The organism is Streptomyces sp. NPDC048291 (genome assembly GCF_043201715.1).
Classification (GTDB): Bacteria; Actinomycetota; Actinomycetes; order Streptomycetales; family Streptomycetaceae; genus Streptomyces.
Window position 1 is genome coordinate 563,999 of sequence record NZ_JBICZC010000002.1, and the last position, 21,296, is coordinate 585,294.

Below are 21,296 nucleotides of genomic sequence, written 5' to 3' on the forward strand. Positions count from 1 at the left end.
CGCGGGACAATGGACGGTGGTCATCGGACCGTAGTCATCGACACCGTACGAGGAGGACCAGACATGGCGGAGCCCACGCCGCGTCGGAACGAACCGCGGCTACGCCCCGCGCCCCTGCTCTTCGAGCCTGTGGAAGCGGTCGCCGACCCCGAGCACTTCTTCGGCCTGGAGTCGGTCGACGACCCCGGGGCGCTGCTGGCCCGTGCGACGGAGCTGGCCCAGGCGTTCCGGGTGGCCACCGACCGGGCGGTGGAGTTCCAGGCGATGGCCGCCGCCCAGCTCGCCGACCCGCGCCGCTTCGACCGTCTGACCCCGGCCGACATCGCCGAGCGGGCCGAGTGGACCGAGGACTACGCGAAGAAGATGGTCGAGTTCGGCCGGGATCTGCTGCAGGGGAGGGAAGGGCAGGGTCCCGAACAGATCTAGGCGGATCCGGCGGGCATCCGGCGGGCGGATCCGGCGGGTGGCATATGCCGGGTGGGCAAGATACGCCTCTCCGTTCCGTCCTGTCCGGGTTTTCCGCAACCGACGGCGAGCGGGTGTTCACGAGGGGTATCAATTCCCCATGAGCCGCACACCGTACGAGACCTTTCCCGGTGACCTCGGCGACCTCGGCGACGCGGCCGGGGTCACCTCCGACGGGGCCGCCTGGCTGGCCTCCGCAGGAACGTATCCGCGGAGCACGCTCGCGCACTGGGAGGAGCGGCCGGACGCCCCGGTCGTCCTGCCCTGCGGGACCGTGTTCGACGTGGTGAACGCCCCGGCGATCTTCGGCCGGCGCATGCTGGACCGGCTGTGGGACGAGGGGCCGGGCTCCGGACCGGTCGCGGTGTTCCGGGGCCGGATGCTCCTGTTCGCCGCCCCGGGCACCGCCGCCCGGCTGCCGTCGCTGCTGGGCTGGGAGGAGTGGGGCGGCCGTGGCGAGGCCGTACCGCCGCTGCTGTGCCACGGCACCGGCGACGCGGTGACCGTCCCGGCGCCGGGCACCGGCCCCTCCCCCGCCCCGGCCGGCACCCGCTGGCTGGTCGCCCCCGACACCCGGCACCCGTGGCTTCCCGGCCCGGAGATCCTGCTCTGGGCGGCCGTCCGCGCGGCCCGCTCGACCGTCCGCATATCGATTTTTCCTCCCGCCGATCAGGATGCTAAGGTCTACGACGTCAGCAGGCGCCGCTAGCTCAGTTGGTTAGAGCAGCTGACTCTTAATCAGCGGGTCCGGGGTTCGAGTCCCTGGCGGCGCACGCGAAGTAGGCGAAGGCCAAGCTCCTGTGAGCTTGGCCTTCGGCTTTTGGCCGGCAGGGTTCGGCAGGGTTCAGTCCGGCCTCGCCGGTGTGATCTTCACGTTCCAGGCGCCGGACTCCGTCCGCCCCTCCACCGCCACCCGCACGCCGTCCCCGGGCACGGTGAAGCTCTCGCCGAGGGCGACCGGGGCGTCGGCCAGCGGCGGGTAGACCGAGTTCTCCCAGCAGGCCTCGGTGCGCGGATGGGCGTCGATCACCTCGACCGGGCCGCCGCCGGACGCCGTCTCGTCGCGGACCCGGTAGACGAGGATGCCCTGCCGGCAGGCCGCGCTGTCGTTGCCGGACGCGCCGCGCGCCTCGAAGGCCAGCACGGTGTCGGGCCCGGTGCGCACCACCGCCAGCTTGGTGCCGTCGCCGAGCCCGAAGGCCGGGGCGCCCGCGGCACCCTGCGCGGGCACGCCGGGACCGGCGGAGAGCGGTTCCAGGGTCAGCCGGGTCGGCGCGGTCCCCCGGACGCACACCACCTGGCGCGGATCCAGCCATCCGAGCTTCCACTTGTGCCAGGCGAACAGGTCAGGGGAGAGCCCGAACTGGCTGCCCATCAGATCCCAGTCGCCGACGTACGTGTCCCAGTCCCCCTTGCCGTCCACCGGGCGGTGGTAGAGGTCGGGGAGGTCGAAGACGTGCCCGGTCTCATGGGCGAGAACCAGCCGGTCCGGCGGGTGCTTCTCGAAGACCGTGACGACCCGGCGGACGTCGGTGCCGTCCACGTGCACCGGGGTGTCGAGGTTGACCACCTTCGTGGCGTCGGAGTCGACGCCGGGCGCGTCCGGGTCGGCCACCAGGTAGACGACGTCGTAGCGCGAGAAGTCGACCTCGGGATCGGCCGCGGCGAACGCGTCCCGCAGGTAGGCGGCCCGCAGCGGGACGCTCCAGTCGCGCCTTATGCCGTACGCGACCGACGGCCTGGGCATCCGCAGCCAGTGGGTGAGCGGGTGCGGGTGGATGGTGAACTTCCCGTAGGAGGCCCACTCGTAGTAGCGGCTGGTGGCCGGGAAGTGATCGGCGGCGAGCTCCGCGGGCGTGGTCTGCGGGGTCGCGTCCGGGAAGGAGAGGAACACCATCACGGCCGAAAGCGGATGGGTGGGGCGGGTGTAGTCGGGGTTCCAGGTGTCGACGCCCTCGGAGTGGTGCGCGTCGGTGCGGTGCAGGGCGCAGGGGGCCGTGGAGAACGGCTCCGCGGACGACGGCCCGGTCAGGATCGTCGTCGCGACGAGCGCCGACATCGTGGTGAACACGGCGGCGGAACTGCGCAGCAGGAGACGCGGCACGGAAGGACCTCCGGGGGCGGTTCGCGGGACACCGCACCCAGCCTGTGTGAGTTTGTCACCTTATGACCTGTTTATCTGAACCAGAAGGGTGAGGAACCACCTGCTCACCACGGGGAGACCCGAACGGCCGACACCCCGGGACGCTAACGGAACGTCACAAGTGGTCGTACGACCCAAGAACCCGTCCAGGTGCGGGCAGAAACGATCTGTCAGAATCACCGGTTCATCGGGGACACTGGACAGTGGCTGGAAGGCCCTCGGGCCAGCCTCTATGATCGGCACACTTTCCTGCACGGACAGAGATCGAGTGCACTGCGGGAGCGAGCGGTGAGCGGAACGTCCGAAGGGCCGACGCCCGCGGCAGACCTCGACCGGTCCGCCGTCACAGAGAGTGACAACACCTACCGGAAGTCGTACGAGAAGACAGAGAAGAAGACAGAGCCGACGACCTACGAGCACGCCTTCGCGGCCGCCGCGCTGCCCATGGCGGTGGTCGACGGCGAAGGGCTGGTCACCGCCGCCAACGAGGCGTTCGCCACCCTGATCGGCGCCGACCAGGCCGGGCTGCCCGGGCGGATCGCCGCGGACCTGGTGGACCTGGCCTCCGACGCCCGTACCTGGCACGCCTACCGCGAGGTACTGCGCGGCCGGCAGGCCAAGCTGCGCTGCACCCGCCGGCTGAAGCACCCCGACGGGCACTCCGTCTGGGTCCAGGTCACCATCGCCCCGCTGGCCAGGACCGCGCCGGGCGTGCTGATCTCGGTCTCCGACATCAGCGACCGCCGCGAACTCCAGGCCCGGCTGCGGCACTTGCAGATGCACGACCCGGTGACCCGGCTGCCCAACCGGACGCTGTTCTTCGAGCGGCTGTCGGCGGCGCTGGAGGCGGAGTCGTACGAGCAGAGCGGCACCGGCCGGATCGGCCTGTGCTACCTGGACCTCGACGGCTTCAAGGCGGTCAACGACACCCTCGGCCACCGGGTCGGCGACCGGCTCCTTGCCGCCGTCGCCGAGCGGCTGACCCGGGTCGCCGACGAGGCGGGCTTCGCACGGGCCGGCGCGCCGCTGGTGGCCCGGCTCGGCGGCGACGAGTTCGCCCTGCTGGTCGAGGACTCGACCGGCACCGACCAGCTGGCCGACCTCGCGGAGTCCGCGCTCGCCGCCCTCCAGGCGCCGTTCGACCTGGCCGGCCAGCGGCTGTCGCTGTCGGCGTCGATCGGGGTGGTGGAGCGGCACGCCGCCGGCACCACCGCGACCGGCCTGATGCAGGCCGCCGACACGACGCTCTACTGGGCGAAGGCCGACGGCAAGTCCCGCTGGACGCTCTTCGACCCGGAGCGCAACGCCCACCTGGTGACCCGGCAGGCGCTCTCGTCCACCCTCCGCCCGGCCATCGAGCGCGGCGAGTTCGTGCTGGAGTACCAGCCGCTGGTGGGCATGGGGGACGGGCGGCTGAACGGGGTCGAAGCCCTGGTCCGCTGGCACCACCCGGAGTTCGGCACACTAACGCCGAATCGGTTCATCGGATTGGCGGAGGAGGACGGCTCGATCGTCCCGCTCGGCCGCTGGGCCCTGACCACCGCCTGCCGGCAGGCCCGCCGCTGGCAGCTGGACCACCCCGGCGAGCCGCCGATCTTCGTCAGCGTGAACGTGGCCGTCCGTCAGGTCTGGGACTCCGACCTGGTCGCGGACGTGGCGGAGACGCTGGCCGAGACCGGTCTGGCCCCGCACCTGCTCCAGCTGGAGCTGACGGAGTCGGCGGTCATGGGCTCGGCGGGCCGCCCGCTCCAGGCGCTCCAGGCCCTCAGCGACATGGGGGTGCGCATCGCCATCGACGACTTCGGCACCGGCTACTCGAACCTCGCCTACCTCAGCCGCCTTCCGGTCTCCGTCCTCAAGCTGGACGGTTCCTTCGTCCGCGGCTTCCAGTACGACGACCCGGGCGACCGTCCGAACCCGGCCGACGAGGTCGTCGTCGAGGCGATGATCCAGCTGGCCCACCGCCTCGGCCTCACCGTCACCGCCGAGTGCGTCGAGACCTCGGCGCAGGCCTCCCGGCTGCGGCACATCGGCTGCGACACCGGCCAGGGGTGGCTCTACTCCCGGCCGGTGACGGCGGATCGTATCTCCGAGCTGCTGGACACCCGGACCTACGCGGACACCCCGGTCGGCAAACCGTAGGCGTCGGCGACCAGTTCGTAGGAGCGCAGGCGCAGCTCGCCGCGGTGGGCGTGGGTGGTGAGCATCAGCTCGTCGGCACCGGTGCGCTTCTGCAGGTCGTCGAGGCCGGCGCGGACCTCGTCGGCGGTGCCGTGCACGATGTTGGCGGTCCAGGAGTGCACGAACTCCTCCTCCATCGGGGAGAACTCGTGCTGCTCGACGTCGTCCGGGTCCGGGAACAGACCGGGCCGTCCGGTGCGCAGCCGCAGCATGTTCACCGCGCCGGCCCGCACCTGGCGCCGGGCCTCGCGTTCCTCGTCGGTCGCCAGCGCGGAGACGCCGATGAGGGCGTACGGCTCGTCGAGCACGGCGGACGGGCTGAAGGACTCCCGGTACAGGTCGAGGGCCGGGACCGTGTTCTGCGCGGAGAAGTGGTGCGCGAAGGCGAACGGCAGCCCGAGCATGCCGGCGAGCCGGGCGCTGAACCCGGAGGAGCCGAGCAGCCAGACCGGCGGCCGGTGCGGCGACTGCACGCCGCCGGCGGCGGTGGCCTGGACCGGCCCGGGGATGGCGTGGATCCGCCGGTAGGGATGCCCGTCCGGGAAGTCGTCGTCCAGGAACCGGGTCAGCTCGGCGAGCTGCTGCGGGAAGTCGTCGGCGCCCTCGTTGAGGGTCTGGGTACGGCGGAGCGCGGCGGCGGTCGCCCCGTCCGTCCCCGGCGCCCGCCCGAGCCCCAGATCGATCCGCCCGGGAGCCAGCGCCTCCAGCGTCCCGAACTGTTCCGCGATCACGAGCGGCGCGTGGTTGGGCAGCATGACGCCGCCCGAGCCGAGCCGGATGCGATCCGTGTGGGCGGCGAGGTTGGCGAGGATCACCGCGGGCGAGGAGGAGGCCACGCCCGGCATCGAGTGGTGCTCGGCGACCCAGTACCGGTGGAAGCCGCGGGCTTCGGTGAGCCGCGCGAGCGAGGCGCTGGTGCGCAGGGCGTCGGTGGCGGTACTGCCGGTGCCGACGGTCACCAGGTCCAGTACGGAGAGGGGGACGGGGGCGGTCCCGTGCGTGATGCCCCGGATCTCGTCTGCCGACACGGTGAGAGCCTCCTGAGTTACGGCCGTGAGCTGTCCTGGGGGGCGATAACAGGAGGAGGTCTCCGTTTATTCCTGCGCTTTCCGTCGTGGTGCGACTGCGGCTGCGTGGGGGCCGACCGCGCAGTTCCCCGCGCTCCTCGGTCGGCCACGCCACCCGACGCCAAGAAACCCCGCCCCTCAGCCGACCGAGCTTTCCCTTCCCGACGTTTCAACCCACCGAGTCGGGTGGTGGGTGGGTGGAGGTGTTCGGGGGTGCAGGGGGCGGAGTCTCCTGGTGGGGTGGGGGGGTGGGTCAGGCCTGGATGATGGGTTCGCGGGTGAAGAGGGTGCCGAGGGAGGGGGCGTTCACCCGGCGGTCGGCTAGGCGGAGGCCCTCCCAGACGGTGACCTGGTTCGCCGTGAGGACCGGCTTGGACAGGGCCTTCTCCAGGAGGGACACGTGCGCCGCGGTGTGCAGGGCCGTGTCGGGAAGGAGCACCGCCTCCGCGTCGGGGGCGTCGGCCGCCCGGGCCAGGGTCAGGACCTCCTCCTCGCCCCACGTCCCCACCTCCGCCGCCGTGACGATCCCCGAGGAGCGCACGCCGGTCACCTCCAGGCCTCCGGCCCGCAGGAAGTCGGCGAAGAGGGACGCCACGTCGTCGGGGTACGTCGCGCCGACCGCCACCCGCCGCACCCCGAGCTCCCGCGCCGCGTGCACGAACGCGAAGGACGTGGACGACGCCGGCATCCCGGCCGCCAGGGCGAGCGCGCGGACCTGCTGCCGGGCGCCCTCCCAGCCGTACACGAAGCTGCCGCTGGTGCACGCCCAGACCACCGCGTCCGCGCCCGCGAGCCGCAGCTCGGCCACCCCGGCGGCCAGCCGTTCCCCGGCCCCCATCTCGCGCAGCGCGTCCACCCGGTGCGCGTCCTCGCCGATGTCGGTGTGGACGACGTCCACCCGGATGTCGCTGCCGAGGAGCTGTTCGATACGGGGGTATTCGTCCTCCGCGGAGTGCCCCGGGTAGAGGATTCCGAGCGCTGTCATGTCCACCCTTCCTGCTGTTCTTCCGGCAGTGCGGGCCACCCGTGTGCCGTCGCCGAATCGTCCGGATGACGGATCAGCGCCTGATAGGGGCCCACCGGTCGGGTACCCAGCCTGCGCAGCGCCGCCCACATCGTGACCTGGTTGGCCGACAGGACGGGGATGCGCAGCTCGGCCTCCAGCTGGGGAATGACGTCGTAGGTGGGCAGGTTGGTGCAGGAGATGAACAGGGCGTCGGCGGCCCCGGGCCGTACCGCCTGCCGGGCCATGGCCACCACGTCCCGGTACGGCACCTGCCAGATGTGCCGGGTCAGTCCCATGAACGCGCAGCCGGCCACCCGTACGCCCGCCTCCGCGACGTACTCCTCCAGGACCCGGGTCACCGAGACGGTGTACGGCGTGACCAGCGCGAGGCGCCGTACGCCCAGCTCGGTCAGCGCGTCGAGGAGCGCCCCGGAGGTGGTGAGGGCGGGCACCGTGCCGGAGCGGGTCATCGCCTCGCACATCGCGCGCTCGCCCGCGATGCCGCCGACGAAGCTGCCGGAGGTGCAGGCGTAGGCGACGACCTCGGGCGCGACCGCGGTCAGCGCCCGTACCGCCTCGCCGAGGGTCTCGTGCTCGCTGACCAGTCGGGCCAGGTCCAGGCCGACCTCGACCGGCACGAACGGTGTCCTGGTCAGATGCAGGGAGACCTCGTCCGGCACCCAGCGCCACAGCTCGCGGTCGAGCGCGAAGTCGAAGGGCGCCACGACGCCGATGCCGCGCTGGGGACGAGGTCCGCCCAGAAAGGAGACGTCCATGGGAAGTCACCGGCCTCATGTTGGATATCGAGGGGCAACGGTCGACGGATACGCCCGTGTTGACGAAGGTAGGTTCGGGTGCCAGCGTGGTCAATCCGCGCATCCGAGACGTTGCGTACGCCCATGTCAGACGCCGTCGGACACCGGGAGACCGCCCCGAATGAGCACCGTATGAGCCCCGAATGAGCCCCCTATGACGCCGCCCGTGCCCACTCTGCTGGTCCTCGACGCCGACCCGCCCCCGCGGCTGGGCCGGCTCACCGGCCGTGCCCGGATCGTGCGTACGGACGCCGCGGGCCTCGCGGCCCGGCTGCCGGCGGCCGACGTCCTCCTGGTCTGGGACTTCGCCTCGCACGCCGTCCGCGAGGCCTGGCCGGGCGAGGGGCCCCGGCCGGGCTGGGTGCACACCGCGAGCGCCGGCGTCGACCATCTGATGTGCCCGGAGCTGGCCGCGTCCGACACGGTCGTCACCAACGCGCGCGGGGTCTTCGACGCGCCCATCGCCGAGTACGTGGCCGCGCTGGTGCTGGCGCTCGCCAAGGACCTGCCGCGCACCCTCGACCTCCAGCGGGAGCGGACCTGGCGGCACCGCGAGGCGCGCCGGGTGGCCGGCACGCGCGCGTGCGTGGTCGGCACCGGGCCGATCGGCCGGGCGATCGTCCGCACCCTGAAGGCGCTGGGCGTCACCACGGCCCTGGTCGGCCGCGTCCCGCGTACCGGCATCCACGGCCCGGACGACCTGGACCGGCTGATGTCCCGCGCGGACTGGGTGATCTCGGCCGCCCCGCTGACCGAGCAGACGTACGGCATGTTCGACGCGCACCGCTTCGGCGTGATGCAGCCGTCGGCCTGTTTCATCAACGTCGGCCGGGGCGGGCTGGTCGACGAGGAGGCCCTGGTCCGGGCGCTGACCCGGCGCTGGATCGCCGCCGCGGCCCTGGACGTCTTCACGACGGAGCCGCTGCCCGCCGACAGCCCGCTGTGGGACGTGCCGGGCCTGCTGGTCTCTCCCCACATGAGCGGGGACACGGTCGGCTGGCGGGACGAACTGGGCGTCCAGTTCGTGGAGTTGTACGAGCGGTGGGCCGCGGGCAGATCTCTGCTGAACGTGGTCGACAAGAAGCGCGGATACGTGCCAGGTCACTGACGCCGGGAGGCCCCATGCAGCTCACCGACCTCACCGCCCGACAGCTCCTCGACGGTTACCGCACGGGCGGGTTCGGTCCGGTGGCGGCGGTCCGGGCGGTCCTGGAACGGGCGGCGCGGATCCAGCCGGAGGTCAACGCCTTCGTCCGGCTCACCGAGGAGGACGCCCTGGCGCAGGCGCGGGCGGCGGAGGAGCGGTGGCGGCGGGGCGAGCCGCAGGGCCTGCTCGACGGCGTCCCGGTGACGGTCAAGGACATCCTCCTCCTGCGCGGCCATCCGACCCTGCGCGGCTCCCGGACGATCTCCGCGGCCGGGACCTGGGACGAGGACGCCCCCTCGGTCGCCCGGCTGCGCGAGCACGGCGCGGTGTTCGTCGGGAAGACCACCACCCCCGAGTTCGGCTGGAAGGGCGTGACCGACTCCCCGCTCTCCGGGATCACCCGCAACCCGTACGACCCCTCGCGCACCGCCGGCGGTTCGAGCGGCGGCAGCGCGGCGGCCGTCGCCCTGGGCGCCGGGCCGCTGTCCCTCGGCACGGACGGCGGCGGCAGCGTCCGCATCCCGGCCGCGTTCTGCGGGATCTTCGGCCTGAAACCGACGTACGGCCGGGTCCCGCTCTACCCCGCGAGCGCCTTCGGCACGTTGTCGCACGTGGGCCCGATGACCCGGGACGCGGCGGACGCGGCGCTGATGCTGGACGTGATCGGGGCCCCGGACGCCCGGGACTGGTCGGCCCTCGGACCGGCGCCGGGGTCCTTCTCCGCGGCGCTCGCCGAGGGGGTGCGCGGGCTGCGCGTGGCCTTCTCCCCCTCGCTGGGCGGGCAGGTCGCGGTCCGTCCGGCGGTCGCGGCGGCGGTACGGCGGGCGGTGGCGGGACTGGCGGAACTCGGGGCGTACGTCGAGGAGGCCGACCCGGACTTCAGCGACCCGGTGGAGGCGTTCCACGTGCTGTGGTTCGCGGGCGCGGCCCGGCTGACCCAGCGCTTCTCCCCCGACCAGCGGGCGCAACTCGACCCGGGGCTGCGGGAGATCCGCGGCCGGGGCGCCCGGCTGAGCGCGCTCGACTACCTCGCGGCGGTGGACGTCCGGATGGACCTGGGCCGCCGCATGGGTCTCTTCCACGAGCGGTACGACCTGCTGGTGACGCCGACCCTGCCGCTCACGGCGTTCGAGGCGGGGGCGGAGGTGCCCAAGGGTGCGGGTCACCGCAGGTGGACCGGCTGGACCCCGTTCACCTACCCGTTCAACCTGACCCAGCAGCCGGCCGCGACGGTCCCCGTCGGGACGGACCCCGACGGCCTGCCGATCGGCCTGCAGATCGTGGCCGCCCGGCACCGCGACGACCTGGTCCTGCGGACCGCCCACGCCCTGTACGAGGCGGGGGTGGCCACGCAGGAGGCAGGGTGGCGGGAGCGGGCGTGAGCTACGCCCTGCGGAACGCCAGGGTCTCTCCCGCCGCGCCCGTGCGCCACAGGTCGTTGCAGGCCTCGGCGAGCTCCGGCAGGCCCGCCGCCACCTGGCCCCACACGATCCCGGGCACCCACCCCACGTCCCCGTTGAGCAGCAGGTTGTTGCGTTCGTAGAACAGGGCCAGGTCGACCACCGTCGTACCGGGGCGCAGCTCGCGGTCGTAGCCGTAGGCCCCGGTGCCCAACTCCGTGCCGGCGAAGGAGAAGTAGCAGAGGTCGCCGGGGATCGGGGTGACGGTCGGGTTCTCCAGGGGCGGTTCCGTCGGGGCGAACGGCGGGAAAAGGGCGTAGATCTCGTTGCGGGCGTACTTGGCGTGGTAGACGTCTCCGGACAGCGGCAGGGCGTCCCAGACGGCGGCGCAGGTGACGGGCGCGCGGTCGTCCAGGAGCCGGGCCTTGGCGGTGACACCGCGGCTGACCAGCGAGACTTCGATGAATCGTTCGGTCATGCCCTCCATGGTGCATAAGTCGGTTGGGGTCGGGTAGCCGCGCCGCCATGGCTCCACCACACGGGAACGAATCAGACACATCAGGGTACGAATCCAGACACAGTCGGCGGGCCGTGCTCGCGGGTGCCGCCGTGGTCGGCGCACTCGGCGCGTTCGGTGCCGCCGGGTGTACGCGCGTGGCCACCGCGGCCGGCACCGACGGCGGTGACCTGCTGCAACGGCTGCGCGCGCAGGGTGTCGTACGGCTCGGCATCGCCGGTGAGATCCCCTTCGGGTACATCGACACGGACGGGCACCTGACCGGTGAGGCGCCGGAGCTGGCGAAGGCGGTCTTCAAGCGGCTCGGGGTGGACCGGGTGCAGCCGGTGCCGACCGAGTTCGGTTCGCTGATACCCGGGCTGAACTCGCAGCAGTTCGACGTCGTGGCCGCCGGGATGTACGTCAATCCGGACCGCTGCGAGCAGGTGATCTTCGCGGATCCCGACTACCAGATGCTCGACTCGTTCGTCGTGCGGAAGGGCAACCCCAAGGGACTGCACGACTACCAGGACGTCGTTGCGAAGAAGGCGAAGTTCGCGACGGGGACCGGGTACGCGGAGATCGAGTACGCGGTCGGGGCCGGGTACAAGGAGAGCGACATCCTGATCGTTCCCGACCAGGTCGCCGGGCTGAACGCCGTGGAGGCGGGGCGTGTCGACGTGTTCGCCGGGACCGCGGTCACCGTCCGCGAGGTCGTCAGGAAGTCCGCCAAGGCCGAGGCGACCGAGCCGTTCGCGCCGCTCGTGGAGGGCAAACCGCATGTCGACGGGGGCGCGTTCGCGTTCCGGTCGGCGGAGACGCGGCTGCGGGACGCCTTCAACGTGGAGCTGCACAAGCTGAAGCGGAGCGGCGAACTGCTGCGGATCCTGCGGCCGTTCGGCTTCACCCGGGCCGAGATGACCGACCTGACGGCGAAGGAGCTGTGCGGGGGAGGGAAGAGCGGATGACCTCGGGACTGTGGGACCTCGTACTCAGGGGAGTCTGGACGACCGTCCAACTGCTGGTGCTCAGCGGACTGTTGATGACGGCCGTGGCGCTGGTGGTGGGCGTGGCGCGCACGCACCGGCGCTGGATCGTCCGGTTCCTCGCCGGGCTCTACACCGAGGTGTTCCGCGGCACCTCGGCGCTGGTGATGATCTTCTGGGTGTTCTTCGTGCTGCCGGTCGCCTTCGGCTGGCAGCTGGTGCCGCTGTGGGCGGGGACGCTCGCGCTCGGTCTGACGTACGGCGCGTACGGCTCGGAGATCGTGCGCGGGGCGCTGAACGCGGTCGACCCGGCGCAGAAGGAGGGCGGGATCGCGCTGAGCTTCACGCCCTGGCAGCGGCTGCGGCTGATCCTGCTGCCGCAGGCGGTACCGGAGATGATCCCCTCCTACTGCAACCTGCTCGTGGAGCTGCTCAAGGGCACCGCCCTGGTGTCGATCACCGGCATGGGCGACCTCGCCTTCAGCGGGAACCTGGTCCGGCTGGCGCTTCAGGAGAGCGCGCACATCTACACGTACCTGCTGCTCGTCTACTTCGTGATCGCGTTCGTGATCACCCGGCTGATGCGCGGTCTGGAGAAGCGGCTGAAGGCCGGCATCGGCAAGGCCCCGGGGAGCGGACGTGAGGCGCGTGCGGTGAAGCGCAGGGAAACGACCGGGGTCGGTGGTGTCGCGTGACCTGGGACTGGAGTGCCGTACGCGCGTTCATGCCGCACTTCCGGGACGGCCTGTGGGTCACCCTGGAGGCGCTGGCCCTCGGCTCGCTGATCTCGTTCTCGCTGGGGCTGGTGTGGACGCTGCTGATGCGGGCGCCCACGCGTTGGGTGCGCTGGCCGGTCGGGGTGGTGACCGAGTTCGTGCGCAACACCCCGCTGCTGGTGCAGCTGTTCTTCCTCTTCTACGTGCTGCCCGAGTGGGGACTGACGTTCTCCGCGCTGACCACCGGGGTCTTCGCGATCGGCCTGCACTACTCGACGTACACCATGCAGGTCTACCGGGCCGGCATCGAGGCCGTCCCGGTCGGGCAGTGGGAGGCGGCCACCGCGCTCAGCCTGCCGGCGCGGCGGACCTGGTCCGCGGTCATCCTGCCGCAGGCGCTGCGCCGGGTGGTGCCGCCGCTCGGCAACTACGTGATCTCGATGCTCAAGGACACACCGGTCCTGATGTCGATCACGGTGCTGGAGATGCTCGGCCAGGCCCGGCTCTTCTCCCAGCAGCACTTCCAGTTCACCGAGCCGGTGACGGTGATCGGCGTCGCCTTCATCGTCATCTCCTACCTCGCCTCCCTTCTCCTGCGCACCCTGGAGCGTCGCCTTGTCCGTTGAGACCAGTGACCCGCTGACCGCCACCGACACCCTGGTCCGGCTGGAGGGGGTGACCAAGCGGTTCGGGGACAACACCGTCCTCGACGGGCTCGACCTCGCCGTGCAGGCGGGCCGGCACGTCACGCTGATCGGGCCCTCCGGCTCCGGCAAGACCACGATCCTGCGGCTGCTGATGACCCTGACCAAGCCGGACTCCGGCACCATCACCGTCGACGGGCAGCGGCTCTTCCCGGCGTCCGAGAAGGAGCTGCGGGAGGTCCGCAAGCAGATCGGGATGGTGTTCCAGCAGTTCAACCTGTTCCCGAACATGAGCGTGCTGCGCAACATCACCGAGGCCCCGGTGACCGTGCTCGGCCTGTCCCGGGAAGAGGCGGAGGCGCGCGCCCGGGAGCTGCTCGACCTGGTGGGCCTCGCCGACAAGGCCGACGAGCGGCCGACCCGGCTCTCCGGCGGCCAGCAGCAGCGCGTCGCGATCGCCCGCGCGCTGGCCATGCGCCCGAAGGTGCTGCTCCTCGACGAGGTGACCTCGGCGCTCGACCCGGAGCTGGTCGCGGGCGTCCTCGACCTGCTCAGGGACATCGCCCGCACCACCGACATCACCATGTTCTGCGTGACCCACGAGATGAACTTCGCCCGGGACATCTCCGACCAGGTGCTGATGTTCGACGCGGGCCGGATCATCGAGGCGGGCCCGCCGGAGCGGATCTTCAGCGAGCCCGAGCAGGAGCGGACCCGGGAGTTCCTCAGCGCGGTGCTGTAGATATTTCCACCGCCGACACCGTAAAAGTTTCCCCGCACCGTGCCACGACTACAGGAAGTGAACGCTCGATCACCCGAGGTCCGGCGGGTCGCCCGGACCGCGGGGCATTCCGCTGACATATGCCAAAGGGTCTTTTCCGCAGTTGAGGGGACTGGAATCTCGCCAACACCCCCTCCGTTTCGGGTGCTTGCCCGTTATCGTGGAGAGGATCCGTTGTCCGGATCGCGGCCCAAGCAGTGCTGCCGAAGCAGCATCGCCGAGCGAGCGCAGGGGGACCACCGTGGCGCTGATGCACGAGCCGACCGCCCCGTACCACTCCGCCCAGGACGCCCTTCGGGTCCTGGAGACGGTGGCGGGGCACGCCACCGGCGTCACCGACACCGAGCTGGCCCGCAGGACCGGCCTGGGCCCCGAGCGGCTGACCGCGCTGCTGCGCATGCTGCGCCGCGAGGGCTACGTCGAGCAGGTCGCCGACGGCGCCTACGTGACCGGCGAGACCCTGCGCCGGCTCGGCTCCGCGCACGAGCGGGAGCAGGCCCTCGGCGAGCAGCTCCAGCAGACCCTCGACCGGCTGCGCGACTCGGTCGGCGCCGCCGTCTACCTCAGCCGGTACGTCGACGGCGAGGTGCGGATCGGCCAGTACGCGGACGGCCCGGCCACCCCCGCGGTCAACGAGTGGGTGGACTTCCGCTCCTCCGCGCACGCCACCGCGATCGGCAAGAGCCTGCTCACCCAGCTCGACCACAACGCCCGCCGCGACCACCTCTCCCGGCACAAGATGGCCCGCCTCACCTCGCGCACCATCACCAGCGACAAGCTGCTGCTCTCCCGGCTGGAGGCGCAGCCGCCGACGGTCCCCGTCCTGGACCTCCAGGAGTACGCCATCGGCACGGTGTGCGCGGCGGTGCCGATCACCGCCGGGTCGGCCGTGGGCTGCCTCGCCCTGTCCCTGCCGGTCGAGCACGCGCACCGGCTCCGCCAGGCCGCCGACACCCTGAACCGCGGCGCGGCTCCGCTGCTGCTCTCCCTGGCGATCTAGGCGATCCGGGGACCGGTCCGGCGGTGGTCGGAAGCACGCCGTCGGACCAGGTAGTATTTTCTTCGTCGCCAGCCGCGGGAGACACACTTCAGGCGGTCGGCGGGAGTCATGCGCCGCTAGCTCAGTTGGTTAGAGCAGCTGACTCTTAATCAGCGGGTCCGGGGTTCGAGTCCCTGGCGGCGCACCTGTGATGACCTGGGATTTCACCATCCCAGGTCATCTTTTTATGGGCGGTTGCCGGACCCTGCGCGCCCCAGTGCGGTTCCCCCAGGCAGGGGAAGGGTGAGGTTGCGGCCGTTCGGGAACTTGTCCAGGAAGAGCTCGCGGTCCCTGACCGGCTCCCGCTGGTTCCATGATGTCGGTGATGCGGCTCCTGGGGTCCACGCTCGTGGGGCTGGTGCCCAGGCCGGAGACGTGGTGGGCCATGTCGACGGCTCCTCTCGGGTGGCGGTCCATGCCGATTTCCGGGCACGCCGGCACGGGGTCAATTACCCAGGTGTCCACGTGTGAACGGCCTTTCGGGCACAACGTCCACCGAGGTCAGCAGGCGGTACGTCCGCTCCCCCGGCGGTCTCCACCACACCGGGTCGGCGCACCGCACGCCCTCCCTGCGCAGGGCCGCCCGCTGGATCTTGTTGGTCGCCGTCACCGGCATCCGCTCGACCACCCGCACGAACCGGGGCGCCATCTTCGTCCCCAGGTCGGGCTGGGCCAGCAGGAACTCGGCGAAGTCCAGCGGGTCGAACCGGCCCGCGACGGTCACCATCACCTGGTCCCCGGTCACCGGGTCCGGGACCCCGTAGACGGCGACGGCCTCCGCGCCCTCGTACCGGGCCACGATGTTCTCGATCACCGCGGCGGCCAGGTTCTCCCCGTCGACCCGGATCCGGTCGTCGGTACGCCCCGCGAAGTACAGGTAGCCCTCGGCGTCCCGGTAGAAGAGGTCCCCGGTCCAGTACCAGCCGCCCCTGCGTCGCTCGGCCTCCGCCGCCGCGTTCCGCCAGTACCCCTCGAACGGGTTCGGCGCGCGGTTCACCAACTCCCCTATCGCCGCCTCCCCGTTCAGCAGCCGTCCCCCGGAGTCGAAGACGGCGGGCGGGCACTCCTCGCCCGACTCCTGGTCGAGCACGACGAGCCCCGGCGCCGCCCGCCCCACCGCCCCGGCCGGCGTCCCCGGCGACCACTGGATCGCCGCTCCGCCCTCCGAGGAGCCGTACCCCTCGACCAGCCGCACCCCGAACCGCTCCTCGAAGGCCGCCGCGTCCACGGCCCCGGCCTCCGTCCCGAACCCGAGCCGCAGCGGGTTGTCCCGGTCGTCGGGCCGCGGCTCGGTGGCGAGCACGTACTGCACCGCGCGCCCGACGTAGGTGAAGTAGGTGGCCCGGTAGCGCCGCACGTCGCAGAGGAACCCGGACGCCGAGAACCGCCGCCGCAGCGCCACCCCGGCGCCCGCCACCAGCGCGGGCGCCCAGTCCGCGATCACCGCGTTGCCGTGGAACATCGGCATGCAGACGTAGTGCACGTCGTCGGGGCGGACCCCGAACTGTCCGGCGAGCGACCGCCCGGCGGCGACCAGCCGCCCCTGGGAGCAGAGGGCGGCCTTCGGAGCGCCGGTGGACCCGGAGGTGAAGTAGAGCAGGATCCGGTCGGCGGGCGCGGCCCTGGAGGCGTCCGGTACGGCGCCGAGGTAGGGGGCGAGCAGGGCACCGTACTCCGGTTCGTCGGTGACGAGGAGGCGGACGCCGGGCAGTTCGAGCCCGGCGAGCAGCCGCAGGTGGGCCCGCTCGGTGACGAGCACCGGGCACTCGGTGTGCAGGATGTCCCGGGCCAGCTCGGCCCCCCGGCGGGTCGGATTGACCCCCGCGACGGCGGCCCCGGCGAGCGCGGCGGCCCCCAGCCAGAGCGGGAACTCGGGGGTGTTGTCGAGCAGCACCCCGACATGCGGCACGGCACCCGCAGGAAGCAGATCGGCGAACAGCGCAGCCCGGGCAGCGGCCCCGGCGGCCACCTGGTGGTGCGTCAGCACCCGCTCCTCGAACCACAACCCGGGCCGGTGGTCCCCCCACCTGGCGGCAACAGCTTCAGCGACGGTGCGTCCCTCGACGGCCATGGAGAAGCAGATTAATTGACACCCCGTCAGATCAACACCCTAGGGGCGCGGGGAACTGCGCGACCAGCCACGACGAAGCCCGCACCGCCCCACCCGCCGATCGCCCCACTCACGGCGCACCAATCCCGTCCGCCGCCGAGAAGAAGAAGTGCGCCGTCACCATGAAGAACAGCGCGAACCCGATGAACACCGCGAAGAACGCCACCGTGCACCCGGTCCCCACCGCCAGCTTCCCCTGCGCGGGCGGCTGCGACGTCGCCCCCTCGGGGCGCTCCGGCAGGTAGTACACGGTCACGAAGTCGCCCTCGACCACGATCGACCGCCCGCTCGCCTCGTCGAAGCGGACGACCCGCCCCTCGGCCGTCGTGAACTCGTAGACATGGTGCAGCGTGGTCGTCACGGACGTGTCCCCCGCACCGCCGCTGGTCCTCGTGTACGACCGCAGACAGCGCGCCTCGGCGGTACGCCCGTGACGCCACGTCCGGCTGATCTCGCTCGACCGCCGCAGCGTCCTGACCAACCCGAGCACGCCGATGACGACGAAGATGCCGGGAAGGATGTAGAAGAACGCTTCCATCAGGTCCATGAGGGTCCCCCGCCTCCGAACACCGGTCCGACTGACCGGTGTGGCGGGAACGTACCCCCGCGGCCCGAGGCGGGTCCTCAAGCGAAGCTCAGATCGGCCGGGTGTTACCCGCTTGTCGAACGACGCAGGTCAGAACGTGACGTCCGAGCAGGCGTAGAACGCGTTGCCCGTGTCGGCGATCGTCCAGACCGCCAGGATCACGTGGTGACCGCTCAGCCCGGACGGCAGGGTGCCGCTGTGGCTGAGGGTGGCCGGCGGGCGCTGGCCGTTGTAGGGGACGGTGAGGAACGGGGTGGTGTTGAGGTCCGAACGGGCGAGGGCGTGGTTCTGGTTCCAGCCCTGCTTGGTGACGTAGTACTTGAAGTCGGTCGTGGCGTGCATCGCCGTGAACTGCCAGCGGAACGTGTACGTCTGGCCGCCGGTCACCTTCGTGGTCGGCCAGGCGCCGCCCGACGGTGTGGCCGGCGAGCTGAGCTGGGCGAACCTGCTCAGCCCGCCGTTGCAGATCTGGCCGTCTGCGGGACCGGCCGCCGGGAAGCCCTTCGGCCCCTCGACGCTCTGCGGCTCGTACTGGATGTCGCCGCAGTTCGGCACCGTGCCGTTGGCACAGAGCTTCTGCCGGCTGATGGGGAGGTCGGTGTAGCCGTGCCCGCTGGCGCCGCCGGTGGAGAGTGCGAAGGCTCCGGCGGTCGCCACACCGAGCACGACGGCCGACACCTTGGTCCGTTTACGCATGCTGCCGCTCCTGGAGAACGTGGGGGAGGTTCACTGAGCCGTGCAGGTCTAGACCAAGCCCCAGATTATTGCCGCCTGTTGAACATGTCCATACCAAAAGGGGTACCCGTCACGGCATGGCCTCGGTGCGCCCCGAACAGAAGGCCACCGTCAGGTCCCGCACCAGCACCTTGCGTTCGTAGTCGTCGAGCTCGACGAGTCCGCGCATGGTCAGCCGGGTCACCGTGTCCTCGACCGAGTCCACCACCGAGGTGAGCATGGTGGCCCGCTGCCGGGCGTCGAGCGCGGCGATCCGGCGCCGCTGCATGGCGCCGGCGACCTCCGGGGCGTACTCCACGCGGACCGGCTGCACGGAGAACACCTCCAGGCCGATGCCCCCCGCGTCCGCCGAGACCAGCCGGGTCAGCGCGTCGGTGGCCATCTCCACCGAACCCCGGGCGGTGCCCGGCGGCTCCACCGGCACCCGGGCCAGCGCGGCCTCCACGCACTCGCGCAGATACGTCTCGTGGTCCTCGACGCCGAGCACCGCCCGCGCGGTGTCCCGCACCCGCCACACCACCAGGACGACGACCCGGAGCGCGACCCCGTTGCCGTCCGCGGCCGGCATCTCCTCGCTGCGCCAGTGCCGCAGCCGGACGTCGGCCCGGCGGCGCAGCAGCAGCGGGTTGACCCAGAGCAGGCCGGTGCGCCGTACCGTCCCCCGGTAGCGGCCGAACAGTCCGAGCACCCAGGCCCGCCCGGTCGTCCCGCGCGCGAGCCCGCCGAAACCGGCGAGGCCGAGCGCACCGGCCGCGGCGTACGCCGCCCACTGCGCCGGGCCCAGCCCCGCGCCTCCGTACGCCGGCAGGTGCAGCGCGTGCGCCGCGAGCGGCGGCAGCACCCCCGCCCACCAGGAGGTGGTGAGCCCCCCGGCCACTCCGCCGAGCCCGGCGCACACGCCGGCCGCGCCGGGCAGCACCCGGGCCGGACGCTCCACCAGGTCGGGGTCGACGGCGGCGGCCGGCCGGGGCTTGGCCGGGAGCGGGCGGCGCAGCCGGGGCTGTTCGCCGGTGCCCTGCCGGCGGCCGACCACGGCGGGCCGCAGCGGCACCGACACCGGGTCGGGGTCGTCGCGGAAGAGCAGGTGGACGGGGATCTCGGTGGTGATCTCGTTCTGGATGAGCCGGGGAGCCGGACGGGTGGGCGGCCCGCCGTCCGGGGGCCCGTCCGAGTCAGGGGTGTGTTCGGTGGTCGTACTCATGCCTGCCTCCAGCCTCCGCGCCAGATGCTTCAGGTGATCCTCAGGGGGATCGGGGTCGGGATCGGGACCGTCACAGGAACAGGCGGCGCCAGGTCTCCGGCCCCGGGTAGCCGTCGGCCGCGCCGCCGCGCCAGCCCTGGGCGCGCTGGAACGCCTCGACGGCCCTGCGGTCCGCCTCGCCCCAGGCGGCGTGCGGGCCGGCGGGGTAGAAACGGCCGTACCCCTTCTTGACCAGCTGTCCGCCGAGCCGGGTGACATAGTCGTTGGCGGCGCCCGGGCGGAAGAAGTTCTTGCCCGGGTAGCCCGGGACCCCGTGCGAGGCGGGGGCGGACGGGGCCGTGGTGGCGGACTTGATGTTCCTGCCCCTGCCGGTGGCGAGGAGTTCCCAGGTGCCCGGTCCCGGCAGGCCGTCGGCGGCGGCGCCGGTCCAGCCCTGGGCCTTCTGGAAGGCCTGGGTGGCCCGCTGGTCCGCGGTGCCCCAGACCGGCCCCGGGCCCTTGGCGTAGTAGCCGCCGGCCCCCCGGGCGACCAGCAGCTGTCCGAGGAGGGTGACGTACTTGTTGTGGGCGCCGGGCCCGAAGTAGGCCGCCCCCGGATACGGCACCGACGTCTTCGCGGCCTGGGCGCCGGGCGTGGCCGGGTCCGCGATCAGGCCCTTGTAGCGGTAGGGGACGTACTTGGCGGAGTTGGTCCAGTAGGCGTAGGGCGTGGCCTGGCTGCGGGCGTGCGGGGGCGTCTGCTCGTACACCGTGTAGGAGGTGTGCGTGTAGTCCGTCCAGCCGCCGAAGAGCACGACGTGGGAGCCCTTCTCGGGGTCGTCCGGGTTGTGGAAGAGCAGCATGTCGCCGGGCTGGAGCTCCTCCTTGGTGATCTTCGTGCCGAACTGGTCGAGGCTGCCGGTCCACTCGTTGCCGGTCAGCCCCCAGGCCATGGAGACGTAGCCGGAGCAGTCCTGCCGGTATCCGTCCGTCCAGTAGAGGGTCATGCTGTACGGCACCTTGGCGGTGACCCAGGTCTTGGCCCGGTTGATGATCTGCGTGCGGGTGATGGGCGGCGTGGTGACCGGGCCCTTGACGGGCTTGCCGTCCGGCCCATGCAGGGGGGACTTGGTGCCCTGCGGGGTCTGGGGCTCGGGGTCCACCGGAGCGGCGGACCGGTGCGGGGCGGGCGGGGCGCTGTGGGCGGCGGCGGCCGGGGCGCCCGCGGCGAGGGCGGCGGACGCGGCGGCCACGACCAGGACGCTGCGCGCCGCCGGGTGCCCGCCGAAGCGGCCGGGCAGCGGGGAGGGGCTCACCCGCCGCCAGTGGACGCATCCGGGGCATTCGCAGGTGGTCGTGGGGTCGAATTCCTCGAAGACCGGGGCCGCCATGCGATTCCCCTCACACTTCATGTTGATATGTCCGGGACTGTGCACGTTGATCAGTTTCCCAACTGTGGCCCCGGTGCGCATGCTGACGGTCCGAATGATGTACGGCAGAGGGCGGACGGGGATCGCCCTGGTGGCCGATGGTCGGGAGCACGGTTCGCCGTCCGGTAGAGTTCTCGATGTCAGCAGGCGCCGCTAGCTCAGTTGGTTAGAGCAGCTGACTCTTAATCAGCGGGTCCGGGGTTCGAGTCCCTGGCGGCGCACAGACACCGGGAAGGCCCTCCGCAGCAGCGGGGGGCCTTCCGGCGTATACCCCGTCGGTCACGCGAGGCGACTTCGGTACTCTCTGCCGCCCCTTGCCCCTTTATGTCAACAACCGACACGACCGATCCACACAATCCCCACACGCTCC

The 21,296-nt window shown here is 72.0% G+C and carries 20 protein-coding genes and 3 tRNA genes; 13 read left to right on the forward strand and 10 right to left on the reverse strand.

What is annotated here, in order from left to right:
* Positions 1–63: 63 nt before the first annotated feature.
* The 3 genes from ACGF5O_RS06800 (at position 64) to ACGF5O_RS06810 (ending at position 1,238) form a co-directional block, all read left to right on the forward strand.
* Positions 64–426, forward strand: a complete 363-nt coding sequence (locus ACGF5O_RS06800) for a hypothetical protein (protein WP_393808817.1) — start codon at positions 64–66, stop codon at positions 424–426.
* 139 nt (positions 427–565) lie between these two features.
* Positions 566–1,174 carry a bifunctional DNA primase/polymerase gene (locus ACGF5O_RS06805; protein ID WP_393808818.1) on the forward strand — a complete coding sequence of 203 codons (609 nt, stop codon included), beginning with the start codon at positions 566–568 and terminating at the stop codon, positions 1,172–1,174.
* A tRNA-Lys gene (locus ACGF5O_RS06810) sits at positions 1,165–1,238 on the forward strand. Before ACGF5O_RS06805 ends, ACGF5O_RS06810 begins: the two co-directional genes overlap by 10 nt.
* Positions 1,239–1,309: 71 nt before the next feature.
* Here ACGF5O_RS06810 and ACGF5O_RS06815 read toward each other — a convergent pair.
* Positions 1,310–2,524 (reverse strand): M6 family metalloprotease domain-containing protein, encoded by a 1,215-nt coding sequence (locus ACGF5O_RS06815; protein WP_393808983.1) that lies wholly within the window; start codon positions 2,522–2,524, stop codon positions 1,310–1,312.
* Positions 2,525–2,896: 372 nt separating this feature from the next.
* Here ACGF5O_RS06815 and ACGF5O_RS06820 point away from each other — a divergent pair, with 372 nt between their 5' ends.
* Positions 2,897–4,750: a putative bifunctional diguanylate cyclase/phosphodiesterase gene (locus tag ACGF5O_RS06820; protein ID WP_393808819.1), complete on the forward strand. Its 1,854-nt coding sequence runs from the start codon at positions 2,897–2,899 to the stop codon at positions 4,748–4,750.
* Here the strand turns inward: ACGF5O_RS06820 and ACGF5O_RS06825 are convergent.
* The 3 genes from ACGF5O_RS06825 to ACGF5O_RS06835 form a co-directional block, all read right to left on the reverse strand.
* Positions 4,720–5,817, reverse strand: a complete 1,098-nt coding sequence (locus ACGF5O_RS06825) for an LLM class flavin-dependent oxidoreductase (protein ID WP_393808820.1) — start codon at positions 5,815–5,817, stop codon at positions 4,720–4,722. The genes ACGF5O_RS06820 and ACGF5O_RS06825 overlap by 31 nt on opposite strands.
* Before the next feature lie 292 nt (positions 5,818–6,109).
* On the reverse strand, positions 6,110–6,841 hold the full coding sequence (locus tag ACGF5O_RS06830; RefSeq protein WP_393808821.1) for an aspartate/glutamate racemase family protein: 732 nt from the start codon (positions 6,839–6,841) through the stop codon (positions 6,110–6,112).
* The gene (locus tag ACGF5O_RS06835; RefSeq protein ID WP_393808822.1) at positions 6,838–7,638 is read right to left on the reverse strand and encodes an aspartate/glutamate racemase family protein; all 801 of its coding nucleotides are present in this window, start codon (positions 7,636–7,638) and stop codon (positions 6,838–6,840) included. The genes ACGF5O_RS06830 and ACGF5O_RS06835 overlap by 4 nt, the downstream gene beginning before the upstream one ends.
* A 193-nt stretch (positions 7,639–7,831) precedes the next feature.
* On the opposite strand from ACGF5O_RS06835, the gene ACGF5O_RS06840 reads away from it, so the two are divergent.
* Together ACGF5O_RS06840 and ACGF5O_RS06845 are read left to right on the forward strand one after the other, a co-directional pair.
* Positions 7,832–8,785, forward strand: a complete 954-nt coding sequence (locus ACGF5O_RS06840; RefSeq protein WP_393808823.1) for a D-2-hydroxyacid dehydrogenase — start codon at positions 7,832–7,834, stop codon at positions 8,783–8,785.
* 14 nt (positions 8,786–8,799) lie between these two features.
* Positions 8,800–10,206: an amidase gene (locus ACGF5O_RS06845; protein WP_393808824.1), complete on the forward strand. Its 1,407-nt coding sequence runs from the start codon at positions 8,800–8,802 to the stop codon at positions 10,204–10,206.
* Position 10,207: 1 nt separating this feature from the next.
* On the opposite strand, the gene ACGF5O_RS06850 is transcribed toward ACGF5O_RS06845, so the two are convergent.
* Positions 10,208–10,702 (reverse strand): DUF3830 family protein, encoded by a 495-nt coding sequence (locus ACGF5O_RS06850; protein ID WP_393808825.1) that lies wholly within the window; start codon positions 10,700–10,702, stop codon positions 10,208–10,210.
* A gap of 47 nt (positions 10,703–10,749) precedes the next feature.
* Here ACGF5O_RS06850 and ehuB point away from each other — a divergent pair, with 47 nt between their 5' ends.
* The 6 genes from ehuB to ACGF5O_RS06880 all read left to right on the forward strand — a co-directional run bounded on the left by ehuB (position 10,750) and on the right by ACGF5O_RS06880 (position 15,031).
* A complete protein-coding gene (gene ehuB / locus ACGF5O_RS06855) occupies positions 10,750–11,688 on the forward strand; it encodes an ectoine/hydroxyectoine ABC transporter substrate-binding protein EhuB (RefSeq protein ID WP_393808826.1) in 939 nt (312 codons plus the stop codon).
* Positions 11,685–12,401 (forward strand): ectoine/hydroxyectoine ABC transporter permease subunit EhuC, encoded by a 717-nt coding sequence (gene ehuC / locus ACGF5O_RS06860; RefSeq protein WP_393808827.1) that lies wholly within the window; start codon positions 11,685–11,687, stop codon positions 12,399–12,401. Before ehuB ends, ehuC begins: the two co-directional genes overlap by 4 nt.
* Positions 12,398–13,048 (forward strand): ectoine/hydroxyectoine ABC transporter permease subunit EhuD, encoded by a 651-nt coding sequence (ehuD, locus tag ACGF5O_RS06865; RefSeq protein ID WP_393808828.1) that lies wholly within the window; start codon positions 12,398–12,400, stop codon positions 13,046–13,048. Before ehuC ends, ehuD begins: the two co-directional genes overlap by 4 nt.
* The gene (ehuA, locus tag ACGF5O_RS06870; protein WP_393808829.1) at positions 13,038–13,808 is read left to right on the forward strand and encodes an ectoine/hydroxyectoine ABC transporter ATP-binding protein EhuA; all 771 of its coding nucleotides are present in this window, start codon (positions 13,038–13,040) and stop codon (positions 13,806–13,808) included. Before ehuD ends, ehuA begins: the two co-directional genes overlap by 11 nt.
* A gap of 280 nt (positions 13,809–14,088) precedes the next feature.
* Positions 14,089–14,847, forward strand: a complete 759-nt coding sequence (locus tag ACGF5O_RS06875) for an IclR family transcriptional regulator (RefSeq protein WP_393808830.1) — start codon at positions 14,089–14,091, stop codon at positions 14,845–14,847.
* A gap of 110 nt (positions 14,848–14,957) precedes the next feature.
* Positions 14,958–15,031, forward strand: a tRNA-Lys gene (locus tag ACGF5O_RS06880).
* 300 nt (positions 15,032–15,331) lie between these two features.
* On the opposite strand, the gene ACGF5O_RS06885 is transcribed toward ACGF5O_RS06880, so the two are convergent.
* The 5 genes from ACGF5O_RS06885 to ACGF5O_RS06905 form a co-directional block, all read right to left on the reverse strand.
* The gene (locus ACGF5O_RS06885; RefSeq protein ID WP_393808831.1) at positions 15,332–16,957 is read right to left on the reverse strand and encodes a long-chain-fatty-acid--CoA ligase; all 1,626 of its coding nucleotides are present in this window, start codon (positions 16,955–16,957) and stop codon (positions 15,332–15,334) included.
* A gap of 109 nt (positions 16,958–17,066) precedes the next feature.
* On the reverse strand, positions 17,067–17,543 hold the full coding sequence (locus ACGF5O_RS06890; protein ID WP_393808832.1) for a DUF3592 domain-containing protein: 477 nt from the start codon (positions 17,541–17,543) through the stop codon (positions 17,067–17,069).
* Between the two features lie 129 nt (positions 17,544–17,672).
* On the reverse strand, positions 17,673–18,278 hold the full coding sequence (locus ACGF5O_RS06895) for a lytic polysaccharide monooxygenase (protein WP_393808833.1): 606 nt from the start codon (positions 18,276–18,278) through the stop codon (positions 17,673–17,675).
* A 109-nt stretch (positions 18,279–18,387) separates the two neighbouring features.
* Positions 18,388–19,518: an SPFH domain-containing protein gene (locus ACGF5O_RS06900; RefSeq protein WP_393808834.1), complete on the reverse strand. Its 1,131-nt coding sequence runs from the start codon at positions 19,516–19,518 to the stop codon at positions 18,388–18,390.
* A 70-nt stretch (positions 19,519–19,588) separates the two neighbouring features.
* Positions 19,589–20,887 carry a peptidoglycan-binding protein gene (locus ACGF5O_RS06905; RefSeq protein ID WP_393808835.1) on the reverse strand — a complete coding sequence of 433 codons (1,299 nt, stop codon included), beginning with the start codon at positions 20,885–20,887 and terminating at the stop codon, positions 19,589–19,591.
* A gap of 186 nt (positions 20,888–21,073) precedes the next feature.
* Between ACGF5O_RS06905 and ACGF5O_RS06910 the strand changes: the two genes are divergently transcribed.
* A tRNA-Lys gene (locus ACGF5O_RS06910) sits at positions 21,074–21,147 on the forward strand.
* Positions 21,148–21,296: the final 149 nt, after the last annotated feature.

Excerpts from the sequence above, each read along its gene's own strand:
- ACGF5O_RS06805 (WP_393808818.1), top strand. The coding sequence starts at position 566 with ATGAGCCGCACACCGTACGAGACCTTTCCCGGTGACCTCGGCGACCTC.
- ACGF5O_RS06850 (WP_393808825.1), bottom strand. The coding sequence starts at position 10,702 with ATGACCGAACGATTCATCGAAGTCTCGCTGGTCAGCCGCGGTGTCACC.
- ACGF5O_RS06835 (WP_393808822.1), bottom strand. The coding sequence starts at position 7,638 with ATGGACGTCTCCTTTCTGGGCGGACCTCGTCCCCAGCGCGGCATCGGC.
- ACGF5O_RS06815 (WP_393808983.1), bottom strand. The coding sequence starts at position 2,524 with ATGTCGGCGCTCGTCGCGACGACGATCCTGACCGGGCCGTCGTCCGCG.
- ACGF5O_RS06900 (WP_393808834.1), bottom strand. The coding sequence starts at position 19,518 with ATGAGTACGACCACCGAACACACCCCTGACTCGGACGGGCCCCCGGAC.
- ehuC (WP_393808827.1), top strand. The coding sequence starts at position 11,685 with ATGACCTCGGGACTGTGGGACCTCGTACTCAGGGGAGTCTGGACGACC.
- ACGF5O_RS06885 (WP_393808831.1), bottom strand. The coding sequence starts at position 16,957 with ATGGCCGTCGAGGGACGCACCGTCGCTGAAGCTGTTGCCGCCAGGTGG.
- ACGF5O_RS06890 (WP_393808832.1), bottom strand. The coding sequence starts at position 17,543 with ATGGACCTGATGGAAGCGTTCTTCTACATCCTTCCCGGCATCTTCGTC.
- ACGF5O_RS06905 (WP_393808835.1), bottom strand. The coding sequence starts at position 20,887 with ATGGCGGCCCCGGTCTTCGAGGAATTCGACCCCACGACCACCTGCGAA.
- ACGF5O_RS06845 (WP_393808824.1), top strand. The coding sequence starts at position 8,800 with ATGCAGCTCACCGACCTCACCGCCCGACAGCTCCTCGACGGTTACCGC.
- ACGF5O_RS06800 (WP_393808817.1), top strand. The coding sequence starts at position 64 with ATGGCGGAGCCCACGCCGCGTCGGAACGAACCGCGGCTACGCCCCGCG.
- ehuB (WP_393808826.1), top strand. The coding sequence starts at position 10,750 with ATGGCTCCACCACACGGGAACGAATCAGACACATCAGGGTACGAATCC.
- ACGF5O_RS06840 (WP_393808823.1), top strand. The coding sequence starts at position 7,832 with ATGACGCCGCCCGTGCCCACTCTGCTGGTCCTCGACGCCGACCCGCCC.
- ACGF5O_RS06895 (WP_393808833.1), bottom strand. The coding sequence starts at position 18,278 with ATGCGTAAACGGACCAAGGTGTCGGCCGTCGTGCTCGGTGTGGCGACC.
- ACGF5O_RS06830 (WP_393808821.1), bottom strand. The coding sequence starts at position 6,841 with ATGACAGCGCTCGGAATCCTCTACCCGGGGCACTCCGCGGAGGACGAA.